This window comes from Xenorhabdus sp. TS4, from assembly GCF_014467265.1.
Taxonomy (GTDB): domain Bacteria; phylum Pseudomonadota; class Gammaproteobacteria; order Enterobacterales; family Enterobacteriaceae; genus Xenorhabdus; species Xenorhabdus ehlersii.
On the sequence record NZ_NKHQ01000017.1, the window covers coordinates 25,869 to 46,605 of the forward strand.

Annotated in this window: 18 protein-coding genes and 1 CRISPR repeat array; of the genes, 6 read left to right on the forward strand and 12 right to left on the reverse strand. The window is 43.0% G+C overall.

Translation table 11 applies throughout. From position 1 onward, the window contains the following. The first annotated feature begins 26 nt into the window (after positions 1-26). Positions 27-530 (forward strand): GNAT family N-acetyltransferase, encoded by a 504-nt coding sequence (locus tag Xets_RS09980; protein WP_187651541.1) that lies wholly within the window; start codon positions 27-29, stop codon positions 528-530. A gap of 82 nt (positions 531-612) precedes the next feature. Here Xets_RS09980 and rraB read toward each other — a convergent pair whose 3' ends face one another. After that, positions 613-1,035 (reverse strand): ribonuclease E inhibitor RraB, encoded by a 423-nt coding sequence (gene rraB, locus Xets_RS09985; protein ID WP_099132572.1) that lies wholly within the window; start codon positions 1,033-1,035, stop codon positions 613-615. Positions 1,036-1,267: 232 nt separating this feature from the next. Between rraB and argF the strand changes: the two genes are divergently transcribed. The 4 genes from argF (at position 1,268) to Xets_RS10005 (ending at position 5,281) form a co-directional block, all read left to right on the forward strand. Next, on the forward strand, positions 1,268-2,281 hold the full coding sequence (argF, locus tag Xets_RS09990; protein ID WP_099132573.1) for an ornithine carbamoyltransferase: 1,014 nt from the start codon (positions 1,268-1,270) through the stop codon (positions 2,279-2,281). A 475-nt stretch (positions 2,282-2,756) separates the two neighbouring features. Next, positions 2,757-3,062: a hypothetical protein gene (locus Xets_RS09995; protein ID WP_099132574.1), complete on the forward strand. Its 306-nt coding sequence runs from the start codon at positions 2,757-2,759 to the stop codon at positions 3,060-3,062. 44 nt (positions 3,063-3,106) lie between these two features. Then, positions 3,107-3,529 carry a hypothetical protein gene (locus Xets_RS10000; RefSeq protein WP_099132575.1) on the forward strand — a complete coding sequence of 141 codons (423 nt, stop codon included), beginning with the start codon at positions 3,107-3,109 and terminating at the stop codon, positions 3,527-3,529. Between the two features lie 471 nt (positions 3,530-4,000). Further along, complete coding sequence (locus tag Xets_RS10005) at positions 4,001-5,281, forward strand: bifunctional O-acetylhomoserine aminocarboxypropyltransferase/cysteine synthase (RefSeq protein WP_187651543.1); 1,281 nt, start codon at positions 4,001-4,003, stop codon at positions 5,279-5,281. Between the two features lie 105 nt (positions 5,282-5,386). On the opposite strand, the gene Xets_RS10010 is transcribed toward Xets_RS10005, so the two are convergent. From Xets_RS10010 to Xets_RS10040, 7 genes are all read right to left on the reverse strand, one after another. Next, the gene (locus Xets_RS10010) at positions 5,387-8,401 is read right to left on the reverse strand and encodes an inverse autotransporter beta domain-containing protein (protein WP_167450609.1); all 3,015 of its coding nucleotides are present in this window, start codon (positions 8,399-8,401) and stop codon (positions 5,387-5,389) included. Between the two features lie 442 nt (positions 8,402-8,843). Continuing rightward, the gene (locus Xets_RS24640; RefSeq protein WP_099132580.1) at positions 8,844-9,320 is read right to left on the reverse strand and encodes an RtcB family protein; all 477 of its coding nucleotides are present in this window, start codon (positions 9,318-9,320) and stop codon (positions 8,844-8,846) included. Continuing rightward, positions 9,320-9,502 carry a type II toxin-antitoxin system VapB family antitoxin gene (gene vapB / locus Xets_RS10020; RefSeq protein ID WP_099132581.1) on the reverse strand — a complete coding sequence of 61 codons (183 nt, stop codon included), beginning with the start codon at positions 9,500-9,502 and terminating at the stop codon, positions 9,320-9,322. The genes Xets_RS24640 and vapB overlap by 1 nt, the downstream gene beginning before the upstream one ends. Positions 9,503-9,586: 84 nt before the next feature. Next, a complete protein-coding gene (locus Xets_RS10025; protein ID WP_099132582.1) occupies positions 9,587-10,858 on the reverse strand; it encodes a F390 synthetase-related protein in 1,272 nt (423 codons plus the stop codon). Further along, positions 10,855-11,661: an MBL fold metallo-hydrolase gene (locus tag Xets_RS10030; protein ID WP_099132583.1), complete on the reverse strand. Its 807-nt coding sequence runs from the start codon at positions 11,659-11,661 to the stop codon at positions 10,855-10,857. Before Xets_RS10030 ends, Xets_RS10025 begins: the two co-directional genes overlap by 4 nt. After that, positions 11,654-12,673, reverse strand: coding sequence for an NAD(P)-dependent oxidoreductase (locus Xets_RS10035; RefSeq protein ID WP_187651544.1), 1,020 nt, complete (start codon positions 12,671-12,673; stop codon positions 11,654-11,656). Before Xets_RS10035 ends, Xets_RS10030 begins: the two co-directional genes overlap by 8 nt. Next, positions 12,670-13,668 (reverse strand): 3-oxoacyl-[acyl-carrier-protein] synthase III C-terminal domain-containing protein, encoded by a 999-nt coding sequence (locus Xets_RS10040; protein WP_099132585.1) that lies wholly within the window; start codon positions 13,666-13,668, stop codon positions 12,670-12,672. Before Xets_RS10040 ends, Xets_RS10035 begins: the two co-directional genes overlap by 4 nt. Positions 13,669-14,500: 832 nt before the next feature. Between Xets_RS10040 and Xets_RS10045 the strand changes: the two genes are divergently transcribed. After that, complete coding sequence (locus Xets_RS10045) at positions 14,501-15,373, forward strand: phosphorothioated DNA-binding restriction endonuclease (protein ID WP_187651545.1); 873 nt, start codon at positions 14,501-14,503, stop codon at positions 15,371-15,373. A 59-nt stretch (positions 15,374-15,432) separates the two neighbouring features. Here Xets_RS10045 and potD read toward each other — a convergent pair whose 3' ends face one another. From potD to potA, 4 genes are all read right to left on the reverse strand, one after another. Continuing rightward, positions 15,433-16,485 carry a spermidine/putrescine ABC transporter substrate-binding protein PotD gene (gene potD, locus Xets_RS10050; protein WP_187651547.1) on the reverse strand — a complete coding sequence of 351 codons (1,053 nt, stop codon included), beginning with the start codon at positions 16,483-16,485 and terminating at the stop codon, positions 15,433-15,435. Between the two features lie 203 nt (positions 16,486-16,688). Beyond that, positions 16,689-17,468 carry a spermidine/putrescine ABC transporter permease PotC gene (gene potC / locus Xets_RS10055; protein WP_099132589.1) on the reverse strand — a complete coding sequence of 260 codons (780 nt, stop codon included), beginning with the start codon at positions 17,466-17,468 and terminating at the stop codon, positions 16,689-16,691. Then, positions 17,465-18,325 (reverse strand): spermidine/putrescine ABC transporter permease PotB, encoded by an 861-nt coding sequence (gene potB, locus Xets_RS10060; protein ID WP_099132590.1) that lies wholly within the window; start codon positions 18,323-18,325, stop codon positions 17,465-17,467. The genes potC and potB overlap by 4 nt, the downstream gene beginning before the upstream one ends. Beyond that, the gene (potA, locus tag Xets_RS10065; RefSeq protein WP_099132591.1) at positions 18,309-19,424 is read right to left on the reverse strand and encodes a spermidine/putrescine ABC transporter ATP-binding protein PotA; all 1,116 of its coding nucleotides are present in this window, start codon (positions 19,422-19,424) and stop codon (positions 18,309-18,311) included. The genes potB and potA overlap by 17 nt, the downstream gene beginning before the upstream one ends. A gap of 598 nt (positions 19,425-20,022) precedes the next feature. Next, positions 20,023-20,601: direct repeats of the CRISPR family, unit length 29 nt; unit sequence CGGTTTATCCCCGTACTCACGGGGAACAG. Positions 20,602-20,737: the final 136 nt, after the last annotated feature.

Here is a 20,737-nt window from a genome sequence, read left to right on the forward strand (position 1 = left end):
CTTTTTAAAAATATGCAGAGAAAATAATGACAACAAAAACAACACACAATTACGTTATTCGTCCCATCACCCAACAAGACAATGCAGGCATTGCCGCTGTGATCCGTGAGGTCTCTGCTGAGCATGGCTTAACCGCAGACAAAGGCTTTGCCGTCGCTGATCCAATTCTGGATACCCTGTACGAAGTTTACAACCAGCCACACAGCGCTTATTGGGTTGTTGAAATGGATGGCGAAGTCGTTGGCGGTGGCGGTGTTGCTCCTCTGGCTGGTGGTGATGGCGGTACTTGCGAATTACAGAAAATGTACCTTTCATCGGTACTGCGGGGAAAAGGTATTGCCCGGCAAATCGTGAAGCACTCTCTCAAATTTGGCACAGAACAAGGCTTTAAACGCTGCTATCTGGAAACGACAGAGAATCTGAAAGCCGCCATTGCCTTGTATGAAAAGCTGGGCTTCAGCTATCTTGATGAGCCTCTTGGCAATACAGGCCACAGCGACTGTGAAGTCAGGATGCTCAAAGCATTATGATGCTATGATAGCTTTCAATTAAAGATAGTCAGCCCCACGGTTTAAGTGGGGCAATTTGGTTTGACGCAATCTTCAAAAGATCTTAATGGAGTCTGGGTTCATCGTCCTCAGGGGGAAAGAGATCACCGTCATCTTCATCATCAGGCGCATTAGGGTCTTCAAAGTACGTTCCCCAACCGTCGTAATTTACACCGATCTTTCCAGCCAGATCCATGAGCTGTTCAACCTGTACGTCGATCAATTCAGCTTCCAGACGACTTTCGCTGATCACATCACAACACATCAAAACAACACCATCTTCTGTTTCCAGTTCTTCTGCATCCGTTACTTCATAGCCTAATTTAAAAGCTTCAAGGGCTGCCTTTTCCAGTTGGTCGAAGTCTTCTGCCGAAAAATGGTGCTCAATAATATAGAGTGCATCAGGATCACTGCCATCTTCCAATAATTCTTCGATGATCAAGCGAGTTTCTTCACACTGTTCTTCTAAAGCATGTGGGTCTGCCATGCCAATCCCCTCTGTCAGTTGGCTGTCTTGTTTTGCATTCTCCCATCTTTTATGTACAAAGGATATATCTATCCAATTTTGTTCAAAAAGAAATGCATAACATAAGCGGCTGATCTATAACCTGTCTTGATACCTTCACTCCTATAAACTCTGCACACAGGGCTTGTAATTGAATTTTTTATCGATATATAGTGAATATAAATTCAATATTGCCTAATGGAGACAATGCATAATGAACCCATTTTTCAAGCGTTCTTTCCTAAGATTACTTGACATTACTCCCACAGAAATTGATACCCTTTTAACTTTGTCTCATGCATTAAAAGCGAATAAAAAATCAGGTTCTGAATCTCTCTTACTCACAGGGAAAAATATTGCCCTGATTTTCGAAAAAGACTCCACTCGTACACGCTGCGCATTTGAAGTCGCAGCTCATGATCAAGGTGCCAATGTTACTTATTTAGGCTCAAGCGGCAGTCAGATCGGGCACAAAGAATCCATCAAAGATACTGCGCAGGTACTTGGGCGTTTGTATGATGGTATTCAATACCGTGGATATAGTCAGAAAATTGTCGAAACGCTTGCGCAATACTCAGGAGTTCCGGTTTGGAATGGCCTGACTGATGAATTCCATCCAACCCAACTTTTGGCTGATTTAATGACGATGCAGGAACACAGCCAAAAACCACTATCTGAGATCAAATTCGCCTATTTGGGCGATGCCCGCAATAACATGGGCAATACCCTACTGGAAGCGGCTGCACTGACGGGTATAGATCTCCGTTTGGTTGCTCCAACAACATGCTGGCCAGACAAAAATTTGGTTGCGGAATGCCAAAAACAGGCAGAGAAAACTGGCGGTCAGATCACTCTGACAGAAGATATTACGCAAGGTGTAAAAGGGGTCGATTTTCTGTATACCGATGTTTGGGTATCAATGGGAGAACCGAAATCGGTCTGGCAAGAACGTATTGCATTACTGAAATCCTACCAGGTCAATATGGAGGTTGTGAAACTCACAGGGAATCCAGAAGTTAAATTCCTGCATTGCCTGCCGGCTTTCCATGATGAAGAAACAACACTTGGTAAGCAACTGGCAGAGGAATTCAATTTATATGGTGGCCTGGAAGTCACAAATGAAGTATTTGAATCAAAACACAGCATTGTGTTTGATCAGGCTGAAAACCGAATGCATACCATTAAGGCTGTCATGGTAGCAACATTGGTGGAAAACCTCGTGTTGTAATAGTTGATTTATATTTTGCGTCCGCTCATATTGGCAAAAATCAAAATGCTAATATACCCAGCTTATTTAAAGGACGCACCATATAGATCTATATTTTCAATTTAAAGAAGATAACTAAATAAAAATAGTGAATTAACTCACTATTTTTATTTGCATCAACTAATGACACTAACAAAAATAATTTCAAGCATGTTTTTTGATTTTGATACTATTTAAATTGGATTGATAATCAATAATCAGAAAGATTTTGGAAAGAAACAATATTTTAGCAGTAAACTTCGAATTTACCCCCCAACTCATCTCCGCCACAGCAGATAGGCAGATTTTATAAAAAAACACTTATTTTACTCCCATATTAATTACTTTTATATCTCACATTATTGAAATAAAAAATTTACCTAAGTAATATGTGCTGGCGGATTAGCAGTAGGATGAAATTACCTTGAATTTTAATGAATAATTAAGTGAGGGATTTATGTCTGAACTCAGTAAACCAGAAAATATGAATGCCAGCCTTAAATATCCATTCAATCTTGCCCAAAATAAGTTTGAAGGTTTTGGTGGTGAAGTCACTGTACCAATCGGTTCTTTCGCATGGGCGCTAAGCCATGTATATGTAAAAAAACAACTGTTATGTCGTACTGGTTGGCATGTTCCTAAAGAACATATACGCCTTGCTCATCAGTCGGTAGCGAATAGTGAAGGTGATGGGTCTGCTTATATTGAAAAGAGTGATAAAGATAGTTATTGGCTTCCCTGGGACCCACCCAAGAAGATTTAATAGCTTGTGATTGGAAAATACTGCTATTACCAGCACCATATTGGATGTCTTTTGATCTTAAAATAGGACTACCGCATGATCGTTATGATAATATCGGTACTCTATCTAACTTCCAGAATAAGACAACTATTAAGGAAATCGTAGGATTTGTTTGCGGCCTCATGACGCCTGGTCTAGGCTCATTTAATTTGATGCTTATCGTATCCTGTGATGAAGATCACTGCCAAAAAACAGTAGAATTACTTAGCAAAGAGTTTTATGTAACAGTCGATAATAGAACCTATAAACTTAATGTTTCCGATATATTATTACCTCTTAAAGTAAACGGAACTACAATCACTGTAGTTTATGATAATAATAGTCATGGTAAAGAATACTCTGCTAGTGAAGCTATAAACGTATGCTCCATACTGAAGGATAACATAGGTAAAACCAAGCATTTCCGCTTTGGCTGGTACGATAAATAATCTCCACCCTAACTTTAAGGCTACTCTCCGGTAGCCTTTTATATCCACCACCGCAATTATCCCCTATTGTGGCAGCAAATATATTAAAAACGCTAACCGACACCAATATTAAACCCATCAATGGCATGATCTTTTCCGCTATATTTTGCGGATACTCCTTCATAACCCGCATAAAGGCTGAGGTTTTGAATAAGCAAAACCCAACAAAGCATATACATTCACACTCTCATCAATGCGGTATGCTGAGCCAATCATCAATAATTACCTTTTATATTTATTAAATGTTTTAACCATTTAAAGTATAAATAGTTCTTGTAAGGCAATCGGATAAAATGCAACAAATGGGAGTAATATTGAATTATTGATTCAGAATCATTTTTTGATATCAACAAAGTCAAAACAAACGCGTTACTATTTTTAATTGTCAGTCTCAAACGTCAGTACCACTTCACTTAACTAAAGGAAATGGCAATGAAATTAGAAACTTTATCCATCCATGCAGGTTATTCACCCGATCCAACAACCAAAGCCGTTGCTGTCCCAATTTACCAGACAACTTCCTACGCTTTTGATGATTCCCAACATGGTGCTGATCTGTTTGATTTAAAAGTGGAAGGTAATATTTACTCCCGCATCATGAATCCAACCAATGATGTATTGGAAAAACGTGTCGCCGCTTTGGAAGGTGGTATCGGTGCACTTGCGGTCGCTTCGGGCATGGCGGCAATCACCTACGCCATACAAACCATCGCCACGGTCGGGGATAATATTGTCTCTGTCGCAAAATTATATGGCGGAACTTATAACCTGATGGCACACAGTTTCCCAAATATGGGGATTGAAACCCGTTTTGTTGATCATGATAATCTCGCTGTCGTTGACACCCTGATCGATAAAAGAACCAAAGCCGTCTATTGCGAATCCATCACTAACCCAAGTGGGAATATCATTGATATCCAGGCGCTGGCAGATATTGCCCATCGGCACGGCATTCCTCTTATTGTCGATAATACCGTCGCAACGCCCTATTTATGCCGCCCATTTGAACATGGCGCCGATATTATCATCCATTCTCTGACCAAATATATTGGCGGACATGGCACCTCAATTGGAGGGATGATTGTCGATTCAGGCAAATTCCCCTGGATGGCGCATCAGGATCGTTTTGCCATTTTAGGCACACCAGATCCTTCGTATCACGGCATAACCTATACCGAACATTTTGGTGCCGCTGCCTTTATCGCTCGCTGTCGTGTTGGGCCACTGCGTAGCACAGGCGCGGCCTTGTCTCCATTCAATGCCTTTTTGATGTTACAGGGACTGGAAACATTGGCGTTACGGATGGAGCGCCATACTGAAAACGCCCTGAAGATCGCACAATATCTGGAAAAACATCCTCAGGTATCCTGGGTGAACTATGCGGGATTGCCTACACATCCTGAACATGATTTGGCTATCCGTTATATGGGGGGCAAACCAGCGTCTATTCTGTCTTTCGGCATCAAAGGCGGAGAAGAAGCAGGTATACGCTTTATCGATGCTCTGCAATTGATTGTTCGTTTGGTTAATATTGGTGATGCTAAATCTCTGGCTTGTCATCCCGCCTCAACAACCCATCGTCAGCTAAATGATGAAGAAATGGTAAAAGCAGGCGTTTCACGTGATTTAATTCGCTTATCCATCGGTATCGAACATAGCGATGATATTATTGCCGACCTGGCACAAGCGCTGGAAGCAGCAAAGACGCCGTAAAATCGTTGTTAAAAGCGATAATCCCAGAATATTGCAAATGTAATAAAAACAAACACAGGCTCTAATTTTGAGCCTGTGTTTTTACTATTTATTCCTATTGGTTTGTTAGTGTGTAATCAAGCAAGTTATCAATTTATTAACGCTTGATTTGTCAACTATTTCATGTTTCACAACATCAAACCCAACAAAGTAGTTATGCTTGCTAACTTCTGGATTTATGTTGTTAGACACCAGTATAGCGGGATTATTTGGATCAGTTCCATTTCCGTATACCCCTGTCTGACCTATAAGACCCCAATCCATTATATTGGGAAACTCTTCAAGTAGAGTTGTGCCATATTTCTCATTATGGACACGAGAACTTGATAATGGCCACAAATCCGTCACTGTCACTGATGCATAGTTATATGCTTGATTATTCTTACCAGCAAATATCTCACATGCATGATCTGTTTGTGAATTCATTTTATGATTCTGTGGATCAAATGTGCGAAAATAACGCAGAGGCTTCACTGTATAAGTGTAGGTAGCTATTGCCCCTGTCTGCTTGTTAGTAGCAGTCGCCTTGAGCTTTGTAGGCGCCAGTGAAAAGTGCAGACCATCAAGCACAAAATCGAACACATTATCAGAACCCATACTCTGTTCGGCTACTTGCCCTGAAACTACGGTATATTTGCCTTCTTCAATGTTAGGATCAATAAGAGGAGTATTTGGATCACGTCGTAACTCTGCGTTTAATGCATCGAAGACATTATAAGGTCCATTCTCATCACTCTTGTAGAAGTGATTGACAGATGGATTATTCCCATTGTAAATATACAACCCAACAGGCTGCTCTACCGGTATAAATTTCACGGTAGTGTTAGCAATCGATTCCTGTTTTCCCTCTTTTTTCACAAGTTCCAGCTTGACATTGACATTGTCAACACCGACAGAGCTGGTCAACGTTGTCGTCAAGTATCCCTGATCATCCGTGGTTAGCTGTTTATTGCCGAACACCAGCTTACCTTCCTCTACCAGTTTATTGTGGTCAAACTTGTCATTAACCATGCTCCAAATCACCTTATCGTGATCAAAGGTCAGATTTGGTATAGCTAAATCAGTAGCAGCATCCTTAATTTTTGCTTTATAGAGATAAGCCTCTTTTCCGTCACCATTGAGATCCTTATTCGGTGTCACTTCAATGTCGCCAATCTTAATATCACCGACGAAAGCCACGGGTTTTTCAGTGTATGTCGTCGTTTTACCACCATCAATTGAGGCACCGACTTTAATATCTTTTACAGGTTTGGTACTGGTTAAGGTAGCAAACAATTTCCCTTCGGTATTTGTGGTGTTTTGCACTGATGACCACTTCATACCATCCGGTAATGTCTCAGGATACCATTTGACATCCACCTTCTGATTTTTCAGGGCAATACCATTCTTATCTTTTACAACGGCCGTAAAGGTATAGCCATTATCTCCAGCGAGAAGTGGCCCAGATACGAACGGAGTAACGGATTGAATCTTAAAGTCAGAAATCAGGCCACTAAAGCCAATATCACCAACATGAGTTTTTGGCATTCCAGGTATTTCCAGGAAAACTTTCACATCTTTCAGCGGCTGGGAGGTTATTACCGTTGCCTGCAACTGCCCCTGAGAATTGGTTCTGCTGGGGTTTTCCCAATTCAGACTAACATCTTTACTTTGTGGCTCAATCGACCAGGTGACATTATCAATCACGCCATTGCGGATAATATCTTTATCAGCAGCACCATGAGCGATAGTCGCCAGTAAATTATAACCCCCCTGAGCACCCGTATTAGAGGTTGTTAATTGTTCAGCCTTAAATTGTCTGACAACAAAAGGCTGTACTGTCACATTCAAAATAGCGGGCTTACTTACCTTACCGTTATTTCCTTCCGCAAAGATATTTACCGTATGCGTATTCTGTCCATCAGGAATATATTTAGGCAATACAAGCGTAACTAGCTCATTACCGCCACCAATAGTGGCAATACTGCCGCCATTTTGGGTAAATGCATTATCTGCCTGAAATATGATTTTTTTGACGCTTGATTTTATGTTAGCCGTTATAGGTAATGGTGTTGGCCATGTTTGCTGGCTATAACCAAAGATAGTGTTTTGCGACATCGTCAATTCCAGTTCATCTGGCTTCTTCCGATGATCAAGCACAATATGGTTATTTCTTTCCACTAAGTCATAACGGCTACCTGCCAGTGTACGCATGGAAGCAACACTACCAGGCGAGAACTGCGCGTCCCAAGGTACACCAAAGCGGTAGTTCAGGTTGGCCTGGAACAGAGTTTCACTGTGTCCGCTGCCCCCATATTTGTAATCTACCCCCATTGTCACCAACGGGATCGGTGTATAATTCAGGCCAACTCTGCCCAGGCTGGGGTTTTTCTGTTTGCTGTCACGATTGAACAAAGCAACGTTATCACCAAAGTATTGTTCAAAGCCTAACTTACCCCCCAGGTTCGGGTAAGCGGGTAAATAAAATTCACCTTGAAGATCAAAACCGTTGGCAGGACGTTCTTCCCAATCATGATCTTTCAATGACTGGCGCCATTCAGTCAGACGCAAGTATGAATTGGCAGAAAGTTTGACATAATCTGTCCAGGCTTCTGCCCCTACACCGAGGCGCTGGTTTTTACCGGTGACATCATGGTCAAAGAAAGTATTCAGCCCATACATCCAATGAGGCGTAAAATAGCGTCCCCCCAAACCGACATTCACAGTATGACGGCTGTCTTTATGGCGATAACCAAATTGGGAGAAAACCAACCAATCGGCTTTATTGTCATAAAGCGGAAGCAACATATCCAGGGAGCCATTATCCAATTTACCTTTTCTATCAAGGGCAAAATTAATTCTGGCTGTACCAAACTGTGATAACCATTTCTGTGTCTCGCTGGATATCGTCCCATTGAGCTTTCCTAACGCATAGGATTTAGCTTGTTCGGTAAGTTGAGAAGGTGAAGATGACAATACCCGACTCACCGTCTGAATATTTTGCGCAATTAAACCTGCTGTTCCATCGCCCCTATTATCTAACTGATTTTCATTTGCCACTGTCTGTGTTTGCTGTTCAGTGTTTTTTTCACCTATAGCCAATGTATTCGTGGCTATAAATGGTAAAAGCAAAGAACCTATATATAGAGAAAACCTAATGAACTTATTACTAATATATGAACTCATATATAGTACCTCATGGAATATTTGATGTCCCAACACTGAATAAGAATAAAAAATTAATCTTTTTGTGCACTTAAGATACATTAGGTGACTTATTACTAATCTGCTTAATGAAAATTTTTTATTAGCTGATAAAAGATAGTTATCACTTTCTGTTTCGAATATCAGGTTATTACATGAGGGAGAAATTAGAATAATAAGTTAGTCTTGGTATTCAATGAAATATGAAATTTTAATGTTGTGTTTTTTATATTTTATTTTTCAAAAAAATTCTTTAGTAAGAAATATCAAGTTACTGTTTTATAGACTGCAACTTGAAAAATAATGGTTGTAGACTTAATTCGATATTAGGCTTTAAATGTTATCCACGACCTAAATAGGAATAATCTCCCATTGAACCGGGGATCAATGCCAATTCCCCTGCCCGCGCTGGTGTTACACCTTTACGCAGACCTACCTCATACGCGGCATACCTATCCAAAATGGTATCGACAATTTGCAGTTCAACAAAGTGATTGCCTGAACCCACAGTGCCTAAACTCGCTGGACGGATAGCCTGACAAACCTTGGCATCACTACCAGGAGTACGGATTTGCCCTGTATGCACAGCCGCATCAAAGCCATAAGTCATAACTTCTAAACGTGCAGCGAATCCCTCAATAATATCCAGATTCTTTTTAGGATTCGCTGATCTTTCAGAACGATAAATTAATTCCATCAATGTTACAGAACTGATGCAAAGCTGACCATAATGCTGATAAAAAGCTTCTCTGACTTTCTGCGGCTTATTCTTGATAGTATAAATACAACTATTGGTATCAAGCATATACTTAATCATCAAAACTCCTCCCTGAGCTGCTCACTTGGCTGCTGTCTGTCAGCCATAAAATCAGAAGTGACATTTTCGCCATCAAACCAACTATCCCATCCCTCTCCCGCCGGAGTTATGATACGAACTCGACCAATAGCAATAATATCAACATGTTTTACATCTTCCGGGAAAGCAACGGCTTTGGGCAAATAAACTCAAATGTCACATGCAAATTTCCTGATACAGTAAAATAAAAACGCGCAATCAACCATCTCCAGTGCGATTGCGCAGTTTCACTTCCTAATTATCCGGCGGCGCTTATTAAACAGATCCGGTAATATCGCCTGCGATACGCATTGCCATTCAATTTTATCAATATCAACTCCCTGTTTGGCAAAGTAATCTGATAGCGCCGACTGGCACTGTTGGAGAACTTCAACAACACAATCCCCTTCCAATTTCAGCAACCACTCAGTTTGGGTTAGCCGGTAATCACTTGTTAGCGGCAAGGTATTGGCAATGATCCGCGAACAAGGATCAGCGAAAATATTTACTGTTCCCCCTGCCAGAGCAGGTAAAATTAGCTGATCATCATTGCGCCCTTCTATGCGCTCTATCGCCAATGCAGGATTGCCACAATCACACGGGGCTTTCTTTACCACCAAAATATCATCAAGCTTGTAACGCACAATGGGCTGGGTTTCCCGCGTAAAATCGGTAATGATCGGGTTAAAACGCGATTCATCGATCCATTTTGGCTCAATATGCAGAAACTCTTCATTAAGATGCAGCGTCCCATGCGAGCAGGTACATGCCAGGAACCCTTCCGTGGCCTGATAAATTTCTCCCACTTCCCTGAATACGGTTTTCAATAGTTGTCGATCTTGCGGCTCCAGCACTTCTGCCACCGAGATCACTTTAACCGGCGGCAATGATGCTTCGCCTTGTTGGATCTTCAATGCCAACGCACGCAATACTTGAGCTGGCGCTACGACAATCGTTGGTTGATACTCTACTAACGCTTGTACTTGCTGATTAAAGTCAGCGAACAAGTCAAAAAAACGGAAGGATATCCAACGGTTCTGGACACTATCGTAAAGATTGTTCCCCGCCCGTAAGAACAGTGCAACTCGCTCACCATGAAATAAGCCATTTGGCAGCATCTTGGCAAGCAGGGTTCCTGCCCAAATGCTCCGCTCTTTCGGGCTGGCAACAAAAATACCTCGCTGCCCTGATGTCCCCGATGACATGCCAACGCTGAATTTGCCGACTGTCGGTTTGAAGTCCCGTGACTGTTCGCTCAGCCGCGCACAGGCCAACAACTCATCGCGTTTGAGACCCGCCGTATTCATCTGGTCGAAATTTTCCATCATGATGGCTTTATTCATAAGCGGATATTCCACCAACGATAAATCACCGAATGAGGAGAAATAAGGGCTTTTCGTCAGAACCCTATGCCTGAATCGCGCCAATTCTCGCCATTGATGTTGTTCAAGCTGCTGTCGGTTGGCAAATTTCCACCGTTTCCTGGCCCGCCAATAGTACCAAAGCGTCTTAAATATCATTCTAAATCTCCCTCATGGCATAGCTGGATAGGGATCTGCTTTTGATCAATTTGATGCAGCTTATTCAGTGTCTCGTAATAGGCACGGCTGTTATCCATAATAAGATTCGCCAATTTTGCAGGCCCACGCAGTTCACGGTAATTGGTCGGAGACCAGGCGGCATCTCCTGCCAACAACACCCAACCCTGTTCAGTCAATACACAAAGACCAAGGTGCCCTGCCGCATGGCCAGGCAGCGGAACAATAAGTATCTGTTTCTGGCTTTCTGGCACGGCATAACCTTCCCCCAATACCGCTAATTCCTCTGGCAATGGGCTGGTTTCAAACCCTTCATAAAAACTGACTCTGGATTCGAAATCTTCCGGGACTAACCCCCGCACAAATGCTTTTTGTAGCGCAGCAATACCGCGTAAGTTACGAGTTTGCCGCCAACCTTCCCCCGAACAGATAAATTGGGTCTGCGGGAAATCTCGTAATCCGGCAATATGATCACCATGAAAGTGAGAAATGATGAGGCCATCAATATCACGAGCCTGAATCCCTTCCTCTTTTAGTTGCATCACCAATGCGTCTTTGGTGTCAAAGTAGACCGGTGTAACCATGCGATATAATCGAATAATTCCATTGCGGGTATGATCGTAAAAATGGCTGGCGTATCCGGTATCAAGCAGCCAACGCTTATCATTACACTCCAACAACCACGCACGAGCCGGAAATTTGCATACGCGAAGACTGGCACCTTTCAGTGCCATGCAACCGGAATGAGTGCAATATCCCACTTCAAAAACACGTATCTTAACCATGTGCACCCGTTTGCTGATCTATCTGTTTTAGCCAGTTGGCCGTTAAATGAATACCTTCTTCGATGGTATAAATCGGCGAATAACCCAGCTCTTCTTGCGCTTTTGAGTTATCCAGTGTCATAGAGAAATAAGCCGCACCAATACCATAACGCGTCAGCAACGGCTCTTTTCGGGTGAGCATGGCAACGCCTTCCAATATTGCCGCAACACCATACAGAAGTGGGTAAGGCAATGATTTGATCCGGTAATCAAACTGCATCTCGTTAAATAACTGCCCTAAGATCTTCGCCAATGGCTGTGGCTGTTGATTGGTAATGTTATATATCGCCCCACTTTGCAACCCTTCGTGATGAGTCGCCAACGACATGGCATGGACAACATTCATTACGTAAGTGAGATCCAGAGCATTCCTTCCCCCCGCAGGCAAAGCCATAACGCCTTTGCTGGCTTTAACCTGGGCCAGCAAACGCGGCAACAATACCCTGTCATGCGGGCCAAATAATCCACGAGGGCGCAGGATAATGTAAGTTGTGTCAGGATAGCGGGGGATCAGTTGGCGTATGCTCTCTTCCGCCAGAAACTTGGTTCGGGCGTAATCATTGGCAAAACGCTGGCTGCGCTGATTTTCGGTAACATGCTGTTGGTGTGAAAAATTAAAATATACAGCTGGAGTAGAAATATGGACAAATCGCCGAATACCACATACTCCTGCTGCCTGTGCCAATGTATGTGTCGCAGCCACATTGATACGTTCAAACTCATCAGGATCGCCCCAGGGAGAGGATTTGGCAGCACAATGCCAGACTGCATCACACTCTGACATCAGTTCGATGGCTTCACCCTCCGTTAGCGTCGCCAGTTCAGCGCGACGAAACTCCACACCCAATTGAGTCAATAACTCACCCGCCTGCGGGTCACGTCCGGTTGCCACCACCGTCTCTTCATGGGATAACAGGTAATCAACGGCATTACGACCTAACCCACTCGTGGCTCCGGTTACAAGAATTTTCATGGTCTTAGAATCATCTCACTTAATGAAAGCCCAGCCGCTGTACCAAGTAACATCACATAATCACGACCATAATAGCGATCTGTCATAATGGCTTCATGCAGCGCGCTTGGAATGGATGCCGCGACCTGATTACCACGATAACGATAGATATTCACAAATCTCTCATCCTTGATATTCAAGCGTTTGAGAATATGTTTCAATCCCAAATGACTTGCCTGATGAGGTATCACGGTATCGATATCGGACATTGCAAGATTGGCATCATCCAATACACGCGCTGTAAATTCTTCAATCAATGAGGCAGTCAGTTTAAACAGTGGCTTACCCTGCATCTGGAACAGAAAATCGCTATCTTCCATGCCTGCACGCAGATTCTTGCGGGTTCCGCCAGCCCGAATCTCACATAATTCGAGACCTTCTGGATAGGTTTCATGTTTGTAGGTAACAATCCCGCTTTTCCCATTCCCTCTTTCAACGATCACACAAGCCGCCCCATCACCAAAAATCAGTGATGATTCTTGATGTGACCAGTCAATGCCACGGGAAGCCATCTCTGAGGAGACAATGGCAATTCGCCGATACTGTCGGGTTGCTAACAATCCACTCGCAACATCCAGGGCAGAAATAAAACTGACACAACTTGAATTAATATCAAAACAGGCAGTTCCGGCCTTTAAACGGCTCGCTTTTAAAATATGTGCTGCGGAATAAGGTAAGGCTTGAATCGGGATAGCAGAAGCTGAAATCAGCAGATCAATTGAATCTGGCGAGATTTGATGTGTTTCTAACGTATTATGCAATGCATTTGTGGCTAATTTAGCTGGGGGGACGTCATAATCCGAATGATAACGATACTCTATTCCAGAATGTTTTTCGACAAACCCCTTCGGTTTATTGAACTTTAAATCTAAATCGGATGAATACACTTTGTTTTCTGGTAAGGCAATACCAGACGCAATGATCTTTAATGGGATCAATTCATTTATATTTTTCATTTTTTTATAACTTCCAAGTGTTAATTTTTTGTTTAAATTTGCTGCCAGAATATGAAGTGAATTCTGAGTAGGGTGAGAATAAATGAATATTTATCAGATAGCCGATTAAACAGGAAGTATATATTTATGATACATCATATTATTAATTTGAAATATTCAATGCAGTTATATGAAAAATAAAAAATTTTCTCAGTTCATCATTTCAATATCATAAAATTTTTTTAATGCAGAAAACATATTATGAAATTTAATCATGGCGTTTGTTGTCTATATGTAAAATAAAGGTCAATATTAATTTACAAATAAACTAACTTGATTTAATTAATGAGAAATAATCATTTCCAGATTTTGTTTCATTGATTAATTAAATAAATATAGTCACCCTAAAATTCTGAACAAGCATTAGTCCAATGTTTTTATTATTTTTTTAAATAAAAGTAAAACATTAAATTTACAACATATATATCTTTTAAAAGTAAAAATACCGAGTTTATTCTTCTGAGTAAGAAGTATTTATTCAGAAGAATAATTCTGCTAATTGAAGTAACTAAATTATATAAATCTCAGATCACTTGTTGGTCAAAACAAGCCGTTGAAGAAGGTTATATTAAAAAGCTTAATCTCCCAGTCTGATATCAATCAATGGAACGATAAATAATCCCCATATCAACTCTAACTAAAAGATATATAGCAATATGTTTTTACTGTCTACACACCATTTTCAGCGGATCTTCATATAACCCACCCCAAATTTCTTCCAAACCAACATCTTGCCTCTCACCACTTTTGCGAGCATGATCGCAATACCGTTACCATTAATCAAACAACTTACATGCCTGCAATCAAAGAACTCCAAGTCGCAATTTCAAACCTTTCTGTATGGCGCAAAGGTGATCAACGTGCGCCACATAAGCCGTTATTGCTACTGTATGTACTCTCGCAATATCAGAAAGGTCATGAACGACTGTTTGATTATGGGGAGGAGATCCACCAGCCACTACTGGAGCTACTCAATAACTTTGGCCCAAGACGCAAAACCCACTATCCCTCTTTACCCTTCTGGCGCTTACGTGGCGACGGGTTTTGGGAATTGCAAAATACCGAACTCTGTACGCCACAAAAAGGTAGCAAGGAGCCGCCAAAACGTGAACTCATTGAATTTAGCGTCAAAGGAGGTTTCGACCCACAAAGCTACCAGTTATTACGCAAAAAACCCGCTACCATCAATAAATTGGCACAACAAATCCTGAGTGAACATTTCCCTGACAGCATACAAGAGCTGCTCGCCAACCAATTGGATTTCTCTTTAAACGATATCCGCAAAATGCGTGATCCCCATTTTCGCCAGCAGATACTGCGCGCCTATAACTACCAATGCGCAATATGTGGTTACAATCTGCGACATGACAGTACCCCCGTTGGCCTGGAAGCCGCACATATCAAATGGAAACAATACGGCGGCCCCTGTACGGTAAACAACGGGCTTGCCCTTTGCTCTCTGCACCATTCTGCATTCGATATGGGATCAATCAGTATTGACGATAATATGAAGTTACTGGTTTCAGAAAGTGTCAATGGTGGCACGATAGTGAAGCAACTTTTCTGGAATTTTGCAAAACAGCCAATATTGCGTCCCCAGAATAAAGACTATTATCCATTGGAAAGTTTCATCGCCTGGCATCGCAACCAAGTCTTTAAAGAATAGCTTTCAAGCATATTAAAAAGGGGAGCCAAAGCTCCCTCGTAATTCAAACTGATTTTAGGTCATTGACCTGCTTTCAATTTTTGGAAGTACTCTTCGTACAGAATATTGGCATTGCCAACATCACTCTGCCATTCGCCTTTTTTGATCACGGCAGCATCTGGATACAAAGACTTATCTTCTGTCATGGATTTCGGTAGTAATTTTTTCGCTTCCAGGTTCGGAGTCGGGTAGCCAATTTTCTTAGCAACCTGCGCCGCAATTTCTGGACGTAACAAGAAATTGATCAATTTCATCGCGCCATCGACATTTTTAGCATTCGCAGGAATAGCCAAACTGTCCATCCAGAAAATCCCACCCTCTTTCGGCCAAATAATCTCAACCGGTGTACCAGCCTGACGCGCAACATAAGCAGAGCCGTTCCACATCATACCGATATCCGCTTCGCCTTCCATAAATGGATTGGCAGGATTGTCAGAGTTAAATGCCAGTACATTTGGCATCAGTTTTCTCAGTTCCTGATAAGCAGCGTCAATCTCTTTCGGATCAGAGGTATTGCCGGAATATCCCAATTTCAGCAACGCCATCTGGAAGACTTCACGCGCATCGTCAGTCAGTACTAAACTGTTTTTGTATTCTGGTTTCCAAAGATCAGCCCACGAAGAGAGGGATTTGGGATCAATATTATCGCCATTGACGCCAATCGCCGTTGCGCCCCAAATATAAGGGATAGAGTAATCGTTATTCGGGTCAAAAGACTTATGGAGCAGGTTAGGATCAAGGTTATGGAAGTTGCTCAATTTACTGGTATCGATTTTTTGCAACATCCCTTCTTTACTCATCTTTGAGACAAAGTAAGTGGATGGAACCACTAAATCATAAGCGCCGTCTTTATAGGTTTTCAGCTTGGTGTACATGCTCTCATTGGATTCATAGGTGGAATAAATCACCCTAATTCCAGTCTCTTTGGTGAACTGGTTGAGCAAACCAGGCGGAACATATTCAGTCCAGTTGTAGAAATACAGCGTTTTGCCATCATCAGCGGCAGCAGCATTCACCGAACCAATGCTTAATGCCATCATCCCAGCGGCTAACAGACAGAACCACTTTTTCATGTTGTTTTTCATGTCGTGTTTCCCCTCGCAGTTGGTGCGTTAGTATTATATATAGGTTCGGCGTGAACCTATCCCCGAAAAGGGGGCTATTATAAAAGTGACATTTAATGGGGTAAAGCGACTTATTTCTTGCTGAATCGGTGTATATGAAAGAAATTCTGAAATAAAAGCGTGGCCAACCCACAACCACGCTGAAAAGAAGATTAAGACTTCCCTATGCGATCACGCATCACAAATTGGCTAATCAGCACCAAAACCAACGACATAAGTAACAAAATCGTTGCTAATGCGTTCACTTCCGGCGAAATTCCCACTTTTACCATGGAATAGATCTTAAGTGGCAAAATCTCGTAGCTTGGCCCTGTCACGAATGAGGAAACAACCACATCATCCATCGATAAGGTAAAGCTCAGTAACCAACCTGCCATAACCGCCGGCATCGCCAGCGGCAGAATGATTTTTCGCAGGATAGTCAATTCGCCCGCGCCCAAATCACGTGCCGCTTCCAGCATTTTGACATCGAAATCTTTCAGACGGGAGTAAACCGTTATCACCACAAACGGCAAGCAGAAGGTGATATGCGAAAACAGCAATGACCAGAATCCCAGTGAAACGCCGAGCAGCATAAACAGTACCAGCAGTGAAATCGCCATCACGATATCCGGCGACATCATCACGACAAACAGCATACCACCAACAAACTTTTTGCCACGGAATGAGTAACGATACAAGGCGACCGCAGTCAGGGAACCAATCAAAGTGGCAAACGTGGCGGAAGTTACCGCCATCGTCAGGGAATGGCCTGCCGCTTGAAGCAGGCTGTCATTGGCGAACAGCAAACTATACCATTCAGTGGTAAAACCCTGCCAGCGAATGCCGAAACGTGATTGGTTAAACGAGCTTACCAACAGGATAATAATCGGGATATACAGGTAAGCATAAACGATGGTCATGAAGCCACCGCGCAACAGGCGTCCGATCATTCCAGTTCCACCTTCTTGTTCAGCAGCTTGGCCGCACGATAATAAACCAATAACATCAATCCCATTACCAACGTCAAACAGATGCTGGTCGCCGCGCCAAACGGCCAGTCACGGATATTGAGGAATTGGCTCTTAATCACGTTCCCGATCAGCAGATTCTTCGCCCCGCCCATCAAGTCAGCCACGTAGAATAGCCCCATCGCTGGCAGCAATACCAGCAAACAACCGGCGATAATGCCCGGCATGGTCAATGGCACAATGATGCGGATAAAGGTCTGCAATTTCCCCGCCCCTAAATCGCGTGCCGCTTCCAGACAGGATTTATCCAGCTTCTCAATGCTGGAATAGAGTGGCATCACCATAAACGGCAGCAAGATGTAAACCAGACCCAACACAACCGCTTCGGGGGTATACATGATGCGAAAGGGTTTATCGATAAGCCCCATCCACATCAGAAAATCATTCAAATACCCGCGGGTGCTGAGGAACATCTTTAAACCATAAATACGGATTAACGAGTTCGTCCAGAACGGCACGATCAACAGGAATAGCATCAGGGGACGCAGTTTCTCCGGCATACGGGCCAGAAAAAAAGCGAACGGATAGCCAATCACCAGACAGCACAACGTCGCTATAATTGCCATATTCAGTGAATGCAGCAGCACCTCGGCATACAGCGGATCGAACAAGCGGCTATAGTTATCCAGCGAGAATACCATCTGCACTAAATTGGCATCATCACGGGTCAGGAAGCTGGTTCCGATGATCATCAGGTTCGGCAAAAAGACGAACAGCATCAGCCAGGATACGATACCCGTAATGACGATATTCTGGAATAGTTTACGCGTCTTCTTCATCGACCAGCACAACCTCCCAGCTTTCTACCCAAGTAACGGCAATCTTCTGGTTCAGGGAATGGTCAACATCAGGATCATCTTCGTTGAAGAATTCGCTCACCATGACCATCTTGCCATTTTCCATTTCGACCACGGAATCCAGCGTCATCCCTTTGTAGTTACGCTCACGAACATAACCAATCAGTCCCGATACCTGCTCACCGTTGTTGATCTCTTCCACGCGCAGGTCTTCCGGGCGCAGCAATACTTTCAACGTTTGCCCAACTGTCACTGGCAGCGAAGTGAAAATATCACACTCGTGGCCTTCAACATTGGCGCGTATCCGTTGATCATCAATACGATGCAGTACTTCAGCATCAAAGATATTGATTTCGCCGATAAAGCGGGCAACAAACAGGTTTTTCGGCTCTTCGTAAATCTCACGCGGAGAGCCATCCTGTTCAATACGTCCGTTACGCATAACCACGATACGGTCTGACATGACCAGTGCCTCTTCCTGATCGTGGGTCACGAAGATAAAGGTAATGCCGAGCTTACGCTGGAGCGCCTTTAGCTCATTTTGCATCTGCTTGCGCAACTTGTAATCTAGCGCGGATAGTGATTCATCCAGCAGCAAGACTTTCGGTTTATTGACAACCGCACGGGCAATCGCCACACGTTGCTGTTGACCGCCGGAAAGCTGGACAGGTTTACGCTGGGCAAACTCTTCAAGCTGAACCATGCGCAGTGCTTCCTCAACACGCGGAGCAATCTCTATTTCCGGTGTTTTCTGCATCCGAAGTCCAAAAGCGACATTTTCAAATACGGTCATGTGGGGGAACAGGGCATAACTTTGGAAAACCGTATTAACGTGACGGTGCTCGGCGGGAATATCAGTAATATCCTGCCCTTCCAGTAAAATTTTGCCGCTGTTTGCATCTTCCAGCCCGGCAATCAGGCGGAGTACTGTGGTTTTGCCACAACCGGATGGCCCAAGAATGGTCAGGAACTCGCCATCATTGATTGTCAGATCGAGCTGTGAAATAACTTGTTTACCGTCGAAGCCCTTACTCAAGGCTTTCAATTCAACGAGTGGTGTCAGAGAGGTGTTCTCAGTCATTTATGCTATCATCTATCCCTTGGAATAATGCAGATAGAACCGCCACGGGAAAAGACTGTGTTAGCTAGCAGGAGGCATCATTTCTCCGCTAAAGCTCAAAGCCAGTGGCGCCGGTTGAAAATACGAAGCGCGCATCATAAACGCAGTAAGCCCAAATTGAAAGCTGAAACAATGACAATATGTCATTTTTTATTACTATTTTATGAATGATAACAACGTGCCCTATTTTGCTCCGGATTTTACCGGATGGAAATAGTTTACTATAGGACGATTTCAACCATTTTTTATCTTTCTTATTTTCAATAGGATATAACATGTCCCTCCCATCATGCTGGAAACTCGCTATTCCCTTATACCTCAACGACTCAACGATATTTTTATAGCGATACAGATTATCAATAAGTTGCAAAGATTAAATAGAAAAGATGTTTGATATATCACCATAAGCTCCTATCACACTGAAAAGCCCTCCATGACTTGAGTTCTCCACAGGCTATAAACACCTCTATCTGCAACAAAGTGATATGATAAACACTATATTTATTTCCGTATGTATGGGGAGCAGTAAAATGAGAGAAGGGAACCTCTCTCGCTATTGCGGTTTATCCCCGTACTCACGGGGAACAGTAGATTGTCTATCCTGCATTGATGTTACTACACGGTTTATCCCCGTACTCACGGGGAACAGATAATAATCCTCGATGGGTGAATGGCAAGCTGCGGTTTATCCCCGTACTCACGGGGAACAGGCTGCTACCCAAAATCCGAGGAATATGAGGTACGGTTTATCCCCGTACTCACGGGGAATAGGAGCACATAGGTTACAAAATCAGCATTGGAATCGGTTTATCCCCGTACTCACGGGGAACAGACATTGAAGATGTGAGTTTCCATGTAAACAGGCGGTTTATCCCCGTACTCACGGGGAACAGACATTGAAGATGTGAGTTTCCATGTAAACAGGCGGTTTATCCCCGTACTCACGGGGAACAGACCCCAAATGTATTGGGTGAGCTGTCTTTTTTCGGTTTATCCCCGTACTCACGGGGAACAGGCCGCCTCCGCTTGAGTTAAGCCTAACTCAAGCCGGTTTATCCCCGTACTCACGGGGAACAGTGTGGTTACGTTAATGTCTCCATTCAAGTCTACGGTTTATCCCCGTACTCACGGGGAACAGTGATGGCTGATATCCACCTCAATACGCTCAGCCGGTTGGTCGTGACTCCAATGGTTAGATTGTCCTATAAAGAATAGTATTCCCGTTCGATGAAAGTCCCTATCACTTTATCGTGCATCTCCTCTGATTTGGAATA